The organism is Dyella sp. SG562 (assembly GCF_011759495.1).
In the GTDB taxonomy this organism is placed as follows: Bacteria; Pseudomonadota; Gammaproteobacteria; order Xanthomonadales; family Rhodanobacteraceae; genus Dyella_D; species Dyella_D marensis.
In genome coordinates this window covers 116,790-133,120 of the sequence record NZ_JAAOYS010000010.1, presented here as the reverse complement: position 1 = coordinate 133,120, position 16,331 = coordinate 116,790, and the positions used below count along the sequence as shown (strand labels likewise).

12 protein-coding genes are annotated in these 16,331 nt (G+C 67.8%); 2 read left to right on the top strand and 10 right to left on the bottom strand.

From position 1 onward, the window contains the following. Window positions 1-71: 71 nt before the first annotated feature. The gene (locus FHW84_RS17855) at window positions 72-3,395 is read left to right on the top strand and encodes an autotransporter domain-containing protein (protein ID WP_167257337.1); all 3,324 of its coding nucleotides are present in this window, start codon (window positions 72-74) and stop codon (window positions 3,393-3,395) included. Window positions 3,396-3,483: 88 nt separating this feature from the next. Here FHW84_RS17855 and FHW84_RS17850 read toward each other — a convergent pair whose 3' ends face one another. The 10 genes from FHW84_RS17850 to FHW84_RS17805 all read right to left on the bottom strand — a co-directional run bounded on the left by FHW84_RS17850 (window position 3,484) and on the right by FHW84_RS17805 (window position 14,993). Further along, entirely contained in the window at window positions 3,484-4,704 is a 1,221-nt protein-coding gene (locus tag FHW84_RS17850; protein WP_167257336.1) for a glycerophosphodiester phosphodiesterase family protein, read from the bottom strand. 324 nt (window positions 4,705-5,028) lie between these two features. Beyond that, window positions 5,029-5,274, bottom strand: coding sequence for a hypothetical protein (locus FHW84_RS17845; protein ID WP_167257335.1), 246 nt, complete (start codon window positions 5,272-5,274; stop codon window positions 5,029-5,031). 13 nt (window positions 5,275-5,287) lie between these two features. Further along, window positions 5,288-6,454 (bottom strand): ROK family transcriptional regulator, encoded by a 1,167-nt coding sequence (locus FHW84_RS17840; protein ID WP_167257334.1) that lies wholly within the window; start codon window positions 6,452-6,454, stop codon window positions 5,288-5,290. Between the two features lie 4 nt (window positions 6,455-6,458). Further along, window positions 6,459-7,280, bottom strand: coding sequence for an inositol monophosphatase family protein (locus FHW84_RS17835; RefSeq protein WP_167257333.1), 822 nt, complete (start codon window positions 7,278-7,280; stop codon window positions 6,459-6,461). Beyond that, window positions 7,277-8,359, bottom strand: coding sequence for an ATP-binding cassette domain-containing protein (locus tag FHW84_RS17830; protein ID WP_343203621.1), 1,083 nt, complete (start codon window positions 8,357-8,359; stop codon window positions 7,277-7,279). Before FHW84_RS17830 ends, FHW84_RS17835 begins: the two co-directional genes overlap by 4 nt. Beyond that, complete coding sequence (locus FHW84_RS17825; RefSeq protein ID WP_167257331.1) at window positions 8,356-9,246, bottom strand: ABC transporter permease subunit; 891 nt, start codon at window positions 9,244-9,246, stop codon at window positions 8,356-8,358. Before FHW84_RS17825 ends, FHW84_RS17830 begins: the two co-directional genes overlap by 4 nt. Beyond that, window positions 9,243-10,136, bottom strand: coding sequence for an ABC transporter permease subunit (locus tag FHW84_RS17820; RefSeq protein ID WP_167257330.1), 894 nt, complete (start codon window positions 10,134-10,136; stop codon window positions 9,243-9,245). The genes FHW84_RS17825 and FHW84_RS17820 overlap by 4 nt, the downstream gene beginning before the upstream one ends. Beyond that, the gene (locus tag FHW84_RS17815) at window positions 10,133-11,461 is read right to left on the bottom strand and encodes an extracellular solute-binding protein (protein WP_167257329.1); all 1,329 of its coding nucleotides are present in this window, start codon (window positions 11,459-11,461) and stop codon (window positions 10,133-10,135) included. The genes FHW84_RS17820 and FHW84_RS17815 overlap by 4 nt, the downstream gene beginning before the upstream one ends. After that, window positions 11,458-12,168 (bottom strand): DUF1868 domain-containing protein, encoded by a 711-nt coding sequence (locus FHW84_RS17810; RefSeq protein WP_167257328.1) that lies wholly within the window; start codon window positions 12,166-12,168, stop codon window positions 11,458-11,460. Before FHW84_RS17810 ends, FHW84_RS17815 begins: the two co-directional genes overlap by 4 nt. A 59-nt stretch (window positions 12,169-12,227) precedes the next feature. After that, entirely contained in the window at window positions 12,228-14,993 is a 2,766-nt protein-coding gene (locus FHW84_RS17805; RefSeq protein ID WP_167257327.1) for a TonB-dependent receptor, read from the bottom strand. 299 nt (window positions 14,994-15,292) lie between these two features. On the opposite strand from FHW84_RS17805, the gene FHW84_RS17800 reads away from it, so the two are divergent. Further along, window positions 15,293-16,315 carry a levansucrase gene (locus tag FHW84_RS17800; protein WP_167257326.1) on the top strand — a complete coding sequence of 341 codons (1,023 nt, stop codon included), beginning with the start codon at window positions 15,293-15,295 and terminating at the stop codon, window positions 16,313-16,315. Window positions 16,316-16,331 lie beyond the last annotated feature (16 nt).

The following is a 16,331-nucleotide window of genomic DNA, read 5'->3' as shown; positions in this document are numbered from 1 at the left end:
CGCAACAGGCACAGGCGATCCCTGGGATCGCCTCTCCGCCCGGCAACGCGCCGGGCGGAGCAGGGGAGAGCATGAGCAAGTTGAAACATTCACCGATCTGGTGCGCCCTGGCGTGCCTGTTCGGACACGGCCACGCAGCGGCATCGGATATTCCGCTGGACCTCGTCCAGCAGCCTGGCGGCGGCACCGCGCCGGCCTATCGCCTGGGCATCCAGGTCGGGCTCAATGGCGGCGCGCCGCGGGAATACCTGTTCGACACGGGCTCCGATTCGTTCAATATCGCCGTCGGTCACGATGGCGGCGCGGTGTCATGGTTCCCCGGCTGGAAGGCGTCCGCGAGCAACTCGCCCTACGTCTTCAGCTATGGCGACGGCACCACCGGCTATTGGCAGCAGAACACCACGGCGGCAAGCGTCCAGTTCTACAACCCGGGCACGGGAAAGCAGGTGTTCGGTGCGGCGCCGCCACAGGGATTGCCGGTGGCGGCGGTGCTCGATGCGGTGATGACCTCCGACCACTTCGCGCCGAACGTGCCCGGCGGTGACACCCAGGGCGTGCCCATCGCCACCGGCATGAACGCATCGGGCCAGCCGGTGACGATGTACCAGGACCTGACCTGGCAGCAGCAACTCGACCGGGACGCGGCACCGGAACAAGGACGCTTCCACGGCAGGTTCGGCGCGGGCGACTTCCTGTATGCGGGAGACAACGGCGGCGTGCCGGGCATGCTCACCACCACGGGCTACATCGTCGAGGCCAACGGTAAACCCGGCGCGCCCGGCGGCTGCGGGCAGGCATGCTTCGTGGTCGGCCTCACGCCCGCCTTGCGTGCGCAGTTCCTGAGCGTGGTGCCATGGGTGCCGGGGACGCAGCAGGGCACCTATCAGGAAACCTTCGGCGTCTCCGGTGCGCACGCGGCGCAGCAGTTCGATACCTATTTCACCTACAGCTTGAACCATGGCGCCTACACCGCGAAGTTGCAGACGGTGCTCGATACCGGCACATCGGGGATCTATCTCAACGATAGCGGGCTGATCGCGAGTGAAACCGCGGCAGGACATATCAATGCCAATGGCAACGAGGTCGCCGGTTTGTCGCTCAGTGCGGCCGGCGCGGCGCCAGGCGCAAAGACGGTAGCAGTCACCACCGCGGATGATGGCAAAGGCAATCCACTCCATGTCGTGGGCACGGGCAACGCGGGTGCGCTGATTCCGTCCGGCACGGCGCTGTATGGCGTGTCGTTCTTCATGGACAACGCCGTGATGTACGACCTGGAGAACCAGGCCACGGCCTATACGCCGTTCTATGTGACGGATGCGCCGCTCTCGACCGGGCTGACGGTGACGCAGGCCATGGGGCCGCTCGGACTCGCCGGCGTGATCTCCGGCGCCGGCGCGCTTACGGTAGCCAATGGCGGCATCGCCAACCTGAGCGGCGCCAATACCTACACCGGCAACACGGTGATCGAGCAGGGCGGATGGCTGGGGCTGGCCGGGCCCGTGAGCATCGCCGCGTCGGCGGGCGTGCAGGCCGATGGCGCGTTCGACGTGTCGCGCGCCGCCGGCAGCGTCAATGTCCGATCGCTCTCCGGCAACGGCACCGTCTATCTGGGCGGCAATACGCTGGTACTGACCCAGGCCGGCGGCACGTTCGGTGGCCAACTCGCGGATGGCGGCCTCGGCGGCGGCACGGGAGCGGCGCTGAGCATTGTGAGCGGCGAGGAAGTGCTGGCCGGCGACAATCTCTACAGCGGCCCCACCAGCATCGGGCCGCAGGCCTTGCTCCATCTGCAGGGCGCCGTCAGCGGCTCGGTGCTCGATGCGGGCACGCTGATCGGCCATGGCCTGGTGCGCGGCGACCTGCGGGTCTCCGGCACGGTGGCGCCGGGCAACGCCGGCGGGACGTACCAATTGCTGACGGTCGGCGGCGCTTACACGCAGGCAGCAGGGGCCACCTATGTCGCGCAGTGGAACATGGCGCAGGATGGCGTATCCAGCCAGCTGCGCATCGGCGGCAGCGCGCTGCTGCAGCCCGGCGCGGTGCTCAGCCTGGTGCCTTCGGCGACATCGGTCGCGGCGTTTCAGGGCGTCAGGCGCTATACCTTGCTGACGGCCAATGGCGGCTTGAGCGGCACCTATACGGTTGTGGGCAATGCCGGCCTGAGCGCGAATCTGAAAGTGGTGCCGGTCTATGACGGCGAGCACGTCTATCTGGATGTGTCGTACGCGGATGCCGCTGCACCGGCTCCCGCTCCTGCGCCCGCACCGCCACCGCCACCGCCCGCCTTCGCCGCGGCGGCGCATACACCCAATCAGGCGGCCGTGCTGGCGGCCATCCAGGACATGCCGACCGGCAGTGCGCCGTTCATGGCGCTGAGCAGCCTGCAGGGCGATGCGCCGTTGCGCATGGCCGCGGACCGGCTCTCCGGCGAGATCTACGCCAGCGCGCAAAGCGCCTATCTGGACGACACGCGCATCGTGCGCGATGCCGTGAGCCATCGGCTTGGCCAGGCCGATCCGGACGCCGATGTCGCAGGCGCCGTTTCCGGCCAGCGGGTCAGAACCCAATCGAATGGCCTGGCCTGGTGGGGGCAATCCGTTGGCTCGTGGGGGCGCATGGACGGGACGGCCAACAGCGCGCCGATGTCGCGCACGACCGGCGGTCTCCTTGTCGGCGCGGACATGCCGCTGGGCGAGGGCGGTCGCTTGGGAATCGTCGGCGGCCGTACGCGAACCGCGCTCGGCGTGCCGCAGCGCGGCTCCTCGCTGTCCAGCAATGACGACTACGCCGGTCTTTACGCGGGCGGCTCGGTCGGCGCGCTGGCCTTGGGCGCCGGCGCCGATTACACGCGGCACTGCGCGGACACCACCCGTCGCGTGGCGGTAGCCGATGCCGGCGGCAGCCTGTACAGCAGGGCGGCAGCGCATACCGCGGAGTTCTATGGCAACGCCGCTTATCGGATAGCCGTGAACGACACGGTCGTCGAGCCGTTCGCCCAGGCGGCCTATGTCAAGCTGGCCACGGATTCGTTCCGGGAGCGCGGCGGCTCCGTGGCGCTGGCGGTCAGGAGCAACCAGCGCGCGGTGGTCTATACCACGCTGGGTACGCGCGCGGCCACGCACTTCGTGTTCCAGGGCGATGCGTTCAACGCCTATGCCAGTGCCGGATGGCGCCATGTCTCCGGTGACCTGAAGGCGCGCAGCTCGCTGGCTTTTGCCGATACCGGTGCGTTTGCCGTGTATGGATTGCCGATCGCGCGCAACGCTCTTGCGCTGAGCGCAGGCGTCGACGTGGCGGTAAACAGGAGCGTCAGGCTTGGCGTTTCGTACGATGCGCAGCTCGCCTCGCCTACGAAGGATGCGTCGCTCAGGGCACAGTTGAGCTGGCGATTCTAGAGCCGGCGCGCAGCCGCGGCACACCGAGGAGCCGCGGAGCGCGGACGAAGCCCGCACTCCGCGGCCTGGTCAGTCAGGCCGGGTCAGATCAGTTGCACAGATCGCGCTGGAAATCCGAGAGCGAACTGCTCCACTGCGAGTGGTTCATGTCGCCCATGATGTCGATGATGACGTAGTCGGGATTGGCGCTGTTGACGAAGTTCTGCTTGGCCTGGCGTGCGTTGAAGTTGAATCCGGCAGCGCGCGGATCGGTGGACTGCCAGGTGTAGTACTTGCAGGAGCCGCCCTCGCGCCGGCCCGCATCGGGGTTCGGCACGATGGACATGGTCTGGCGGCCGTTGTGCCGCGCCCAGTTGATCGCTTCCCACGCGGCCTTGGTGGCGTTGGAGTCGTTCCACGGCACGCTGGCGCTGACGATCGGCATCTGGGCGGCGTTGTCGTTGTGCTGCGCCTGGGCGCCGGCCCAGCAGCCCAGGAAGTCCGGGATGCTCAGCCAGGTCTGGAACGCGGCGATACCGCGGTCGTCGTTTTCGGCCTCGGGGTCGTTCGAGTAGGCGGTCAGCTCGCCATCGTTGATCTGCGGAATGATCTTCAGCCCGTTCAGATGGTTATGCCAGGCGTATTGGTAGCAGGTGTCCGCGCCGTTATAACGAGTGTCGTTGAACAGCGCCTTGCTGGCGAAGAACTTCAGGTAGACCGAATTCCTGGCGCCGCGGGATGCCCAGTTCTGGACGATCTGGCCGGCCTTTTGCAGGATGTTCGGGTCCTGGATGTCGAGGATGATCATGAAGTCCCTGCTGCGCAGGATGTCGCCTCGATTGGCATTCAAGTAGCCCAGCAGGCCGTCCAGCGTCTGCATGTACGAGCTGAAGTCGCCGTCCGCGCCCCAGTTCACGATCTGGCCGTTCTTGCCGTAGACCTTGAGCTTGGTGTTCTGCCAATGATGCGCGTTGTCCTTGTCCACCCAGTGGGCGCCCGGCGGCCTGCCGCTCAGCGCGCCGTCGATCGGGTTGTAGTTGCCGCCGGCGAAATCGTCGCGGGTGGTGCGATTGGCGATCTGGTCGTGCGTCACCATGACCTGGCCATCGGAGGAAAGCCGCAGATCGAGCTCGACGCCCTTGAGCCCCATGTCGTAGGCGCGCTGAATGGCGAAAAAGGAGTTTTCCGGCAGATTCCAGCGATCGGTGGCGTCGTGAAAGATGCCGCGATGGGCCACCAGATGCGAGGCCGAGGCCAGGCTGGGCGCGAGCAGCGCCGTGGCAACGGCGGCCATCAGGCATTTGCTGAACTTATTGAGCGAAAGCTTCATAAACGAACGAACTCCAGTCGGTGGATAACGGTTGAAGGTTGGTTTTCGGTCGGGCATCGGTAAAACCAGGCACGCGGACGCCCGCAACGGCGCGAAGCGTCGAAGTTCGATTTCGATAAGCGGGTGGACATCCTTGTCCTAATGTTTTGTGGCGGCCGTCATGCCCGTTCGGGCCGCTTTGCGGTACTCGATTTACGTGAGGCGGCTAGAAGCCTCGCGATTAATTCGGGTGGCGATTCCTTTAAATGTGACGAGCTTTACTGCGCAGCTATTGAGCGTTTGGAAGGTGGCCTAATTACGCGGCCGGCGACATGTCCAATCAGGTCAATATCTGCTTTGAAGCGGAAATTGCGGAGGGATGCTCAAGCGCTGTTTCTGGTCCGCGCCGTCGCTGGAAAATGTCATAATCGCGCCGCGTTGAATTCCTGGTGCAATGTCTTCTTTCGAGCCATCAATGGCCTGATGGAATATCGGTAAAACAAAAAACCTCAAGCCCGTCATTCCGGCCTGCGCCGGAATGACGCCTTGTAGCAAGTGGCCGGCCACCGCGCCATGCGCGATGGCAGCCATCGGCTCTACGTATTCACTCGAACAGCCGCTCCTTCAGCGGCACCAGCGCGGCACCGATCGCCGACGCATCGCCATTGGTTTCGGCCAGCACCAGCCTGGGGCGGTCGGGCCCCATGCCATAGCGATGGATCTCCAGGAAACAGGCACGCTCGATCAGCATGCGGCCCAGCGGCAATGGCAACTGGCCGCCGAACACGATGGCTTCCGGATCGAACAGGCCGGCCAGCGCATTGATGGTGCGGTTGAGCGCGGGCAGGCTGCGCTGGATCCAGCGCTCCACGCCGGGCCAGGTGGGATCGAAGCGCTGGCGCAGATCCTCCACCGAATCCACCATCACGCCGTGGGCCCGCAGCTCGTCCATCAGCGAGCGCAGGGTAGGGCGGTGCATGGCTTCCTCGGTGGTGAACAAGGTGAGTTCGCCGGCATTGCCATGCGTGCCGAACAGGGGCTTGCCGTCAAGCACGATGCCCGCGCCGAAACCGTAGTTGAAGGCGAGGTAGGCGAAGTTGCGCGCCCACAAGCCGGCACCCAGCAGGCTTTCACCGATGGCGGCGGTGGTGGCGTTGTTTTCCAGCCATACCGGCAGGCGCAAGGCCTCTTCCAGGATCGGCGCCAGCTCGATCAGCGACCAGTCCTGCAGCGGCTCGGAGGCATTGACCTGGCTGCGGCCGGCGATAAAGAAACCGGCGATCGCCACACCGGCGCCGATCAGGCGCTCGCGCGCCACGCCGTTGCGCGCCAGCATGCGCTCCAGCGCATCGACGATGGCGGCCAGCGAGGCCTTGCGATGCGTGGGCGGCGTGCGGATATGCACCTCTTCCAGCACGCGGCAGCCCAGGTCGGCCAGGCACAGCGTGATCGAATCGGTATTGATCGAAATGCCCACGCTGCAGGCCGCCTCGCGCACCAGTTCGATGCGCGGGCTGGGCTGGCCGCGCCCGTTGGGGATGGCGGCGCCGGCGCGCAGCAGGCCGCGCTCGATCAGCTGTTCCACCAGGCGATGCACCGATTGCTGGGCCAGATCGGTCTCGGCGGCGATGGCCGCGCGCGCGATCGCGTCATGGCGGCGCACGATGTTCAGGATCATGCGTTCGCTCGGCGACAGCGCCAGTTCGCCCGGAGGTTTCGCGCGCGGCGCTTTCGCCGCGGTGCCTGCCGATTTTTTCCTGGTGGTGCTCATGGCCTCAACCGACCTCCGGATGCGATAAACGTGGCGCGCCCTGGGCATGGCCGCCGGCCAGCAGGATAGACCAGCAGGGCATGGCTGCCTGCATCAAGGCCGGCGTGCCCGCGGCGACACTCACCGTGCCCGCCTCGGCGGAAACGGTGGATTCGACCAGCAGCCCGGCTTCGCGGCACAGCGCCATGCCGGCGGCGATGTCCCAGGTGTGGGTGCGATCCTCGAAGTAGCCGTCGATATAGCCGAGCGCCGCGAAGCCCAGGCCCACGCTGGCGCAGCGATAGCGGGCGCAGGTCCACTGGTGCTGCCGCAGATGCGCCTCGAGCGCCGCCGTCTGCGCGACATCCCAGCGCGCATTGCCGCCGATCGCCGCCACGCGCACCTCGGGAAACGGCACCGAGCGCCTGGCCGGCTTGCCGCCGACGAACAGGCCCAGGCCCGCGGCGGCGGCCAGGCTCATGCCCAGCGCGGGATAGCAGATGGCGCCGACGACGGGTTCGCCATCGCGCACATACGCCACGGCCACGCCCCACAGCGGCGAGCCGCGCAGGAAATGGCTGGTGCCGTCGATGGGGTCCAGCACCCAGCCGCAGGCAGCCGCCTCGCCGCCAAGCTCCTCGCCGACGATGGCTTCGCCGGAGACGTGCAGGGCCAGCTCGTCGCGCAACCGGCGCTCCACCGCCGTGTCCGCCTCGCTGGCGAAATCCATGCGTCCCTTGCTGCTGGCGGCCAGCTGTTCGCGCGCGCCGAAATAGCGGTGGGCGAGCTGGCCGCCGCTTTCGGCCACGCGCATGGCGAGGGTCAGGCGAGCCGGCAGGCCGATCATGCGGCGGTCTCCGCGCCATCGCCGGGGAGGCGTTCGCCGGTAGCCGGATCGAAGCGGCGGATCGCGGCCGGCGGGAAGCCCAGGCACAGCATCTCGCCGGGTCGATACGGGCGCCGGCTGCCGTCGATGGCGAGGACGCGCTGGCCGCCGACGCGCGCGTAGACCACCCGATGGCTGCCGAGATCTTCCACCGCTTCCAGCGTGGCGGCGATGCCGCCCGGCACGTCCAGCACGATCGCCTCCGGGCGGATGCCGAGCACCACCGGCATCGCCTGGCCGGCGTGCTGGCGCATGCGCAGCCGGCCGCCGTGCTCGATGACGGCGTGATCGCCTTCGTGCCACGCGTCCAGCATGTTCATCGGCGGCGTGCCGATAAAGCCGGCGACATACGCCGTGCGCGGCTGGTGATAGAGCGCCATCGGCGTATCGGCCTGCTCGACGCGCCCCTGATTCAGCAGTACCACGCGGTCGGCCAGGGTCATCGCTTCCACCTGATCGTGCGTGACGAAGATCGTGGTAGCGCCGATCTCGTCGTGCAGCCGGCGCAGTTCCACGCGCATGTCGTGGCGCAGCTTGGCATCGAGATTGGACAGCGGCTCGTCGAACAGCAGCACGCGCTGGCGGCGCGCGATGGCGCGGCCGATGGCGACGCGCTGGCGCTGGCCGCCGGACAGCTGCGCCGGCTTGCGCTCGAGCAGGTCGCGCAGACCCAGCAGCTGCGCCGCCTCGCCGATGCGCCGCTCCCGCTCCGCGCGTTCGAGGCCGGCCAGCTTGAGCGCGTAGCCGATGTTGTCGCGCACGCTCATATGCGGATAGAGCGCGTAATTCTGGAAAACCATGGCGCAACCGCGGTCCTGCGGCGCCATCCGCGTCACGTCGGCGCCGCCGATGCTCACCGTGCCGTGCTCGGCTTCTTCCAGGCCGGCAATCACCCGCAGCAGGGTCGACTTGCCGCAGCCGGACGCGCCGAGCACCACGGTAAACGCCCCTGCGGCAAATTCGAGATCGAGCCGGTCGATGACCGCGCGCTGGCCGTAGCGCTTGCACAGGCCGCGCACCTGGATGGCCGCGCCGCTCACTTGCCCGCTCCGGTCACGCCGCGCACGAACCAGCGCTGGGTCAGGCCGATCACCAGCAGCGGCGGCGCCAGCGCGATCAGCGCGGCCGCCATCACCAGGTTCCATTCCGGCGGCTGGCCCGTTTCGGTGGGCAGGAAGCTGGCGATGCCAAGCGCGATGGTGCGCATCTCAGGGCGGCTGGTGGCGACGAGAGGCCACATGTAGTCCTTCCAGGTAGTGAGAAACACGATGGTGCCGAGCGCGGCGAAATTCGCCTTCGACAGGGGCAGCAGGATGTCGACGAAGAAGCGCCATGCGCCGGCGCCGTCCATGCGCGCCGCCTCGGCGAGCTCCGCCGGCACGGTGAGGTAGAACTGGCGGAACAGAAAGGTGCCGGTGGCCGAAGCCATCAGCGGCAGCGACAGGCCGGCGTAGCTGTCGAGCAGGTTCAGCGACACGCGCAGGTGCAGTCCGGTGCAGGCCGCGAGCACCGCGCGCAGCGGTTCGAGCAGATCGGAGGCCACGGCGTAAGTGGGCACGATGCGCACTTCCAGCGGCAGCAGCAGCGTGGCGAAGATGCCCCAGAACACCACGTGGCGCATGCGCGAGCGGAAGTACACCACCGCGAATGCGCTGGTCGAAGCCAGCGCCAGTTTGCCGGCCACCACGATCAGCGCCACCACCAGGCTGTTCAGCAGCATGTGCCCGATATCGGCGCGATGCAGCACCGCGGCGAGGTTCTCCAGCAGATGCCCGCCCGGCGCCAGCGCCAGGCCGTGCAGCAGGATCTGCCGGCTGGTCACCGAGGCCGAGCACAGCGCCAGGTAGAGCGGCCCCAGCGCGAACACCAGGCTCAGCATCAGCAGCAGCAAGGTGAGCAGCTTCAGTACGGGATGGCGTTCGATCATCGGAAGTCCTCCCGCCGCGCGCGGCGTTCCATGGCCGCGAACTGCGCCGCGATGGCGGCAAGCAGCAGGAGCATCAACAGCATCGACAGCGCCGAGGAGCCGGACAGGTCCAGCCCGACGAAGCCGTCGCGATAGGCCCGGTAGGCCAGGATGCCGGTGGCGCCGCCCGGGCCGCCCTGCGTCATGGTGTCGACGATGGCGAAACTGTTGGTGATGGAGTCGACCAGGTTCATGGTCGCGACGAAGAACAGCTGCGGGCGGATCATCGGGATCTGGATATCGAGCAGCCGGCGCAGCGGCCCGGCGCCGTCGATCGCCGCCGCGGCCAGGTAGTCGGCGGGAATCGAACGCAGCGCCGCCACCAGCACGATGAAGTCGAACGGAATCTGCGTCCAGGCAAAGGCGGCCACCACCAGGGCCATGGCCTGCGCGCCATCCAGATGCGGCTGCCAGACATGCGGCCACAGCCGGTTGAGGTAAGCCATCGGCCCGATGCCCGGGCTGGCGGCGGCGCGCAGGATCACGCCCAGCACGGAGCCGGCGACGGCGTACGGCCAGATCAGCAGATAGCGGAACAGCTTGCCGCTGCGGCGATGGAATTCCACCATCCATGCCAGCGCCAGCGCGGCCGCCACCGACAAGGCGACACCGCACAGCGAAAACACGGCGGTGCTGAGCAGCGATGCGTAGAGGCTGGCGTCGCCCAGTTCACGCCGGTAGTTGTCCAGGCCGACGAAGCGCGTGCAATGGCCGAACGGGCACTCCAGGTGCAAGGACCACCACAGCCCCTTCCAGCTCGGCCAATAGAAGAACCACGCGATCAGCACCAGCTGGGGCAGGCCGAGCGCCAAGGGCATCCAGCGGCCGTGGAAGCGCGCGCTGGTCTTCATGGCTGGCTCCGTGCCGCTCCGGCATAGGTGGCCTGGAAGCGCGCGAGCAGCAGATTGCCGCGCGCCTGCGCATGCGCAAGGGCGTCGTCCATGCTCTGCCGCCCGGCCAGGGCGCGCTGCACTTCCTCCTGCCAGATCAGGCGGAACAGCGACATGAAGCCCAGCCGCGCGCCGGCGCTGTAGGCATTGCCGGGCAGGGCCATCGAGGCCAGGCCGACGCGGATGGCGGCCGGCTCGCCCAGCGGCGAGGCTTCCAGCTGCCGCTGCGCCTCGCGCGTGAGCGGCAGATAGCCGGTGCGCGCGGAGAACAGCCGTTGCTGCCGCGGCTCGCGCAGATACGCCAGAAACCGCGCCGCCGCCGGATAGACAGCGGCAGGCTTGCCCTTGAATACCCATAGCGACGAGCCGCCGATGGTATTGCCGTAGCGGGCGGCGCCGGCATACGCCGGCAAGGGCCCGACCTCGGCGTCGACGATGCCGGCCTTGAGCACGATGGCATACGAGCCGGTGGAGTCGAGCGACAGCGCGCATTCGCCATCGGCAAAGGCCAGGGGCTGATCGCCGGCATGCGTCAGCACGGCGGGCAGCAGCAGCCCTTGCGCATGCCAGCGCGCCACGTCGCGCATGTAGCGGCGGTGGATGCCGTCGGCAAACGCATAGCGCGCGGCAAGACCGTCGCGCCCATTGCCGGCGCTGGCGATCGGCGCACCGGCCGCGGCATTGACCTGGTCCAGCATCTTCCATGGCGTGAAGTCGGCGACGGCGGGGCAGCTTTCGCCATGCGCCTTGAGCGCCCGCAGGGCCTGCTCGAACGCTTCCCAGGTCCGCGGCAGCCCGGGAATGCCGGCTGCCGCGAGCTTGCCGCGGTTGCCGTACAGCACCAGGGTGGAGGTGCCGAACGGCTGCGAGAACAGGCGGCCGTCCGCGGCGGCATAGTAGCGGCGGATGCCGTCCAGGTAATCGGCGTCATCGACGGCCTGGCCGTTGTCCTTCATCAGCGCATCCACCGGGTAGATGGCTTCGCTGTGCAGCATGTCGGCGGTGCCGATGTCGTAGATCTCCACCAGCGCGGGGGGCTGGCCGGCGCGATAGGCCGCCACTGCCTTGCGCAGGGTCTGCTCGTAGGTGCCTTGCGACAGGCAATGCACGTGGTCCTGCGGGTGGGTCGCGTTGAAACCGTCGCAGAGCTCGTCGATGGCCTGCGCGTACAGGCCGCCATGCGCATACCAGAATTCGACCTCCGCGGACCGGCCGGCCAGCGGCGCCGCGGCGGCGAGCGCCCACAGCGCGCAGGCAAGCCAGCGTGCGGCCGCGCGGCCGATCATGCGCCGTGCTCCTGCCGCCGCAGCAGGAAACGATTGTCGAAAGCCAGCATGTCGTTGAACGTGCAGAACTCCGGGGCGCCAAGCGCGATGACGCCGAGCGGCGCCACCAGCTCGCTGTACAGCTGGCTATGCACCGCCAGGGCCTGCTTCACCGCATCCAGGCTCAGCAGCTTGATGAGATAGGAGTGCGTGATGTGGAACGCATAGCTGTCGTGCCACGGCGTGCGCATGCCCAGGTGCTGCGCCAGGCGATCGCGCAGCCCGCGCAGCTTGTGCGCTTCCGCGGCATCGGCCGGCACCAGGCGCATCGCGCCGATCATCAGCTGCTGGCCGGGTTCGTCAAGCTTCATGCGCAGGGGCAGCTCGCAGCCCAGGTCGAACGCGCGCAGCTTGCCGTCCATATGGCGCGTGCATTGGGCCATCGTCGCATTGAGCGGCAGCGCCGCCGGCCAGCGCTCGCGGGTGCGGGCAAGATCGTTGGCACCCTCGAATACCGTCATGTGGTAGCTCTCCGGCGGCAGCGTCGCCAGGGCGTCGGCATGGGGAGCGGCGCCGATCCGGTCGCGCACGGCGGTCAGCGCATCCGACAGCGGCGTGAACAGCGGCACGTGGCAGAGCAGCGTGTTGCCCGGAAAGCGCAGCACATGGCCGTGCGCATCGAACTTCTGGTCCAGGTGGGTAAGCGGCTGGTGGTACTTGCTGAGCATGATGAGTGTCTGCCGGGGTGGCTGGAGAAGCCGATGGCTTCAGGCGGCGCGGAGCGCGTTCACAGCGAATGCGGGGTGTACTTCACGCCCACCCAGTAGGTACGGCCGATCGAGAAGCTGTCCTTCAGCAGGTCGTGCGCCGGCCCGGTGACGCTGGTCACCGGCGAGCGGGTGAGGTTGGCGATCTCGAAGAAGGTCTGCACATCGCTGCCGACGTTGCGGTACAGGCGCAGGTCGATCTCCTTGCGTGCCTTCCAGTACACGTCCTGGCTGGGCAGGGTGCTGTCGACCAGGCGCAGGCTGCGCGAGGTCCAGTGATAGCCCAGGTCCACGCCGGTACCGCCGCGGTGGTAGAACACGCTGAAGTTGCGGATCTGGCCGGGCTGGTTCACCAGGCCGTCGATGACGCGCGTGGCGCCCGACGAGGTGACGGCGTCCAGGCGCCCGCGCAGGAAGGTCGCGTTGCCGCTGTAGCCGGCGCCGGCCAGCCAGGGCGCGAGCCACTCCAGGCTGCCGTTGGCGAAGTTGAGTTCCGCGCCATTGAGCTGCGAGCGCGAGGCATTCATCGGCTGCGCAATGGCGGCGATGCGGTCGGCGCCGCCGAAGAACACGCTGCCGACGCTGTTGAGGGTGTAGATCTCGTCGCTGATCCGCTTGTGGAACAGCGCCGCCGACAACAGGCTGTCGTGCGGCAGGAACCATTCCGCCGAGCTGTCCAGGTTGAGCGACTGGCGCGGCTTGATCGCCGGATTGCCGCGCGTCACGCCGATGCTGCCGTCGGTGTTCTGGCTATAGGTGGTGTTGGGCGCGTAGGCGTCGTAGGTCGGCCGGCCGATGGTCTTGCTGGCGGCAAGCTTCAGGCGCACGGCGTCGGTGGCGTTGAAGACCAGCGAGGCGGCGGGCAGGGTGAAGCGGTACTGCGAGCGCAGGGTCTGCGGCTGCCATTGCGTCGCGCCGCCCACGATCTGCCGCACGTTGCCGGTGGTCGACAGCCAGGTGTCGTCCTGGCGCAGTCCGGCCAGCACGCTCAGGCGTTCGGTCTTGTAGCTGCCCATGAGGTACGCGGCGGCGGTGTCCTCGGCATGGGAGTAATTGCCCTGCAGGCTGTTGGCGGCATTGCTGGCGTAAGCGGCGGCATGCGTGCTGGCCGCCAGCTGCGCCCAGGACTGGCGCGGGTCGATCTGCAGGAAGGGCAGGTTGCTGCCGGGCAGCGTCCCGCCGATGCTGCCGGCGCCGGCCAGCGTGTCGCCGGGCGACGCGGCGACGAACTGCTGGTAGAACTCGTTGTAGCGATGTTGCAGCCGGCGCGCATCGACGCCGGCGGCGTAACCGAAGCCGCGGGCGTCGCCGTCCAGGTTCTGGCGGAAATCCAGCTTCAGGTCGCCGACGCTGTCGTCGATGCTGATGGTGTCGTGGCGCCAGTACACCGCATTGAAGTTGTTGAGGTCGGCGAAGCCGGCCGGGTTGGCCAGGCTGACGCCGGGCAGGAAACCCGAGGTGTCGTAGCTCATGGCCAGGCCGGGCGTGCCGGTGATCGCCACGCCGCCGGCGCCGTTGTACTTGAACGCGCCGTAGGCGTACTTGCTCAGGGCGACGGGATTGCGGTCGCTCGCGGAGGAATACGAGGCGCGCGCGGACAGCAGCTTGTCTTCGCCGATATGCCAGTCGAAACCGCTCTGGGCGAAGCGGTCCTCGCGCTTGAGCGTGCCCTGCATCCGGCCGACCTCCGCTTCGCCGCGCGCGAAGGCGCCGGTGCTGGCGGTCTGGCCGAGCACGGGATTGGGGCCGGTGGAGCGGCTGTCGTCCAGGAACACTTCGTTGCGAGAGGAATGGACTGCCTCGGCGTTGGCGCCGAACGACAGGAAGCCGTACAGGTCCGGCGCGAACTGCGCCTCCAGCTTGCCGTCCAGGCCCTTGCGCTGCAGGTTCTCCGGAAAGCGCCAGTACTTGAACTGCTGCGGCACCGGGATGCCATTGCCGAAGGCGGGGCCGCCGGTGGCCGGATTGTTGGCGTTGGCGCCGTTGGCGCCGTAGTAGTTGTAGAAGATGTTGTCGCTGGTCATGCGGCCCAGCGAATACAGATTGCGGTTTTCGACGTTGGCCGCGAGCACCAGGCCCAGCCTGTGGTCCGGGCCGAACGTGGCGCTGAATACCGCATCGCCTTTCCGCCCCAGGCCCTGGTTCGCCGACAAGGCCTTGCCGGTGCCGGTCGCGTGGCCGAGTGCCGCCGTCACGCTGGCATAGGTGCGCCCCTGATGGTCGAACGCGCTGCGCGTGACGATATTGATCGAGCCGCCGACGGCGTTCGGGTCCTGGTCCGGCTGCCAGGTCTTGTACACGTCCACTTCCTGCACCAGCGAGGCCGGCAGCAGATCGGTCCGCACGCCGCGGCTGACCCGGTCGGTGGTCGCCATGGGCGCGCCATCGAAGCTGATGTTGTTGTAGCTGGCGTCGAGGCCGCGGATGGCGATCTGCTGCGCCTCGTCGCGGCCGTTGACGTTGTCGGAGTTGAAGCTGGCCGAGACGCCCGCCACGCGCTGCACGGCCTGCGGGATATTCAGGCTGGGCAGCGCCTGGATCTGTTCGCTGGTGGCCGCGTCCATGACGCGGTCCTGGGTCTGCTTGGCGGCGATGGCGATGCCGATCGGCGCCAGTTCGCCGCTGACCCGCACATCGGCGAGCGTCTTGGCCTTCGACTGTTCGGGCGCGGTGCCGGGCGCGGCGCCGGTTTCGCCCGCCATGTTCACGCCCGGCAGGGCCGCCAGAATCGCCATGGCCAGCAGGGACAGCCGGCGGCCATGCGGTCGTTCGGTGCGCTTGAGCATAAGGTTCCCGTGCTTCGGATAAGGGGCGCGGCGGTGAGGTCGCCAGCGCGGACCGGGGAACAATATCACTCACCATGTGTCATATTATTTACAATCCTGGCGGACAAGGAAAAGTCCCGCTTCACCCGCGCCGAGGCCTGAAAAGACCTTGAAAAATAGCTTTGTCGATGGTGTGCGCAGAGCCGCCTCAGAGCGGAGTGTCGCCATCGGGCGACCGATCGCATCGCGGCCCGGGTAATTAAGTAACTTTATGAGTAATATTGCGCCGCGCAATGTCGCGCACTTCCGGGCAGGCAAGCATGGCGTTTCGCCTCGACGATCGTTGGGTATGGGATTTCTGGTTTGCGCAGGACGGCGGGCGTACGCACCTGTTCTTCCTGCAGGCGCCCAAGTCGCTTGGCGATGCGAACAAGCGCCACTGGCACGTGTCGATCGGGCACGCCGTCTCGGACGACCTGGTGAACTGGGCGGAGCAGGAAACCGCGCTGCGGCCGGCGGCATCCGCCGCATGGGACGACTACACCACCTGGACCGGCACCGTGCTGCGGGCGCCGCAAGGGCACTGGCTGATGTTCTACACGGGGACCTCCCGCGCAGAACAAGGCCTGATCCAGCGCATCGGCCTGGCCACCTCGCCGGATCTGCGGCGCTGGGAGCGCTCACCGCGCAACCCCGTCCTGCAATTGCCCGACAACCGGCTTTACGAAACGCTGGACCGGGACACCTGGTACGAACAGGCCTGCCGCGACCCGTGGATCTTCCCCGACCCGGACGGCCGCGGCTGGCACATGGTCTTCACCGCGCGCGAGCCGGACGGCCCGAGCATCGGCCGCGGCGTCATCGGCCACGCCACCTCCGACGACCTGGAACAATGGACGCTGCAGCCGCCACTGTTCCGTTCGCGCGTGTTCGCGCAGATGGAAGTGCCGCAGATCTTCTGCTGGCAGGGGCGCTGGTATTGCCTGTTCTGCACGGCCGCGAACCTGATCGACAGCGATTACGCCCGCGGCGCGATGTCCCGGCCGATGACCGGCACGCACTACCTGATGGCGGACCATCCGCTCGGCGAGTGGCGCCTGGTGCCGGGAGATTTCCTGGTGGGCGATCCGGCCGGCAGCCTGTATGCGGGACGGGTGCTGCCGGCGCGCGATGGCGGCCTGCGTTTCATGGCCTTTCGCAAGAACGGCGCAAACGGTGCGTTCATTGGGGAGCTGTGCGATCCCATGCCGGTGACGGTCCGCGCGGACGGAACCTTGCAGGTGGATACGGCGGCCGTTCCCGCCGCTGATAGATTTTGTAATGCCGATCCGCAAATAAGTTAATCGGCTCCTTTGCTAT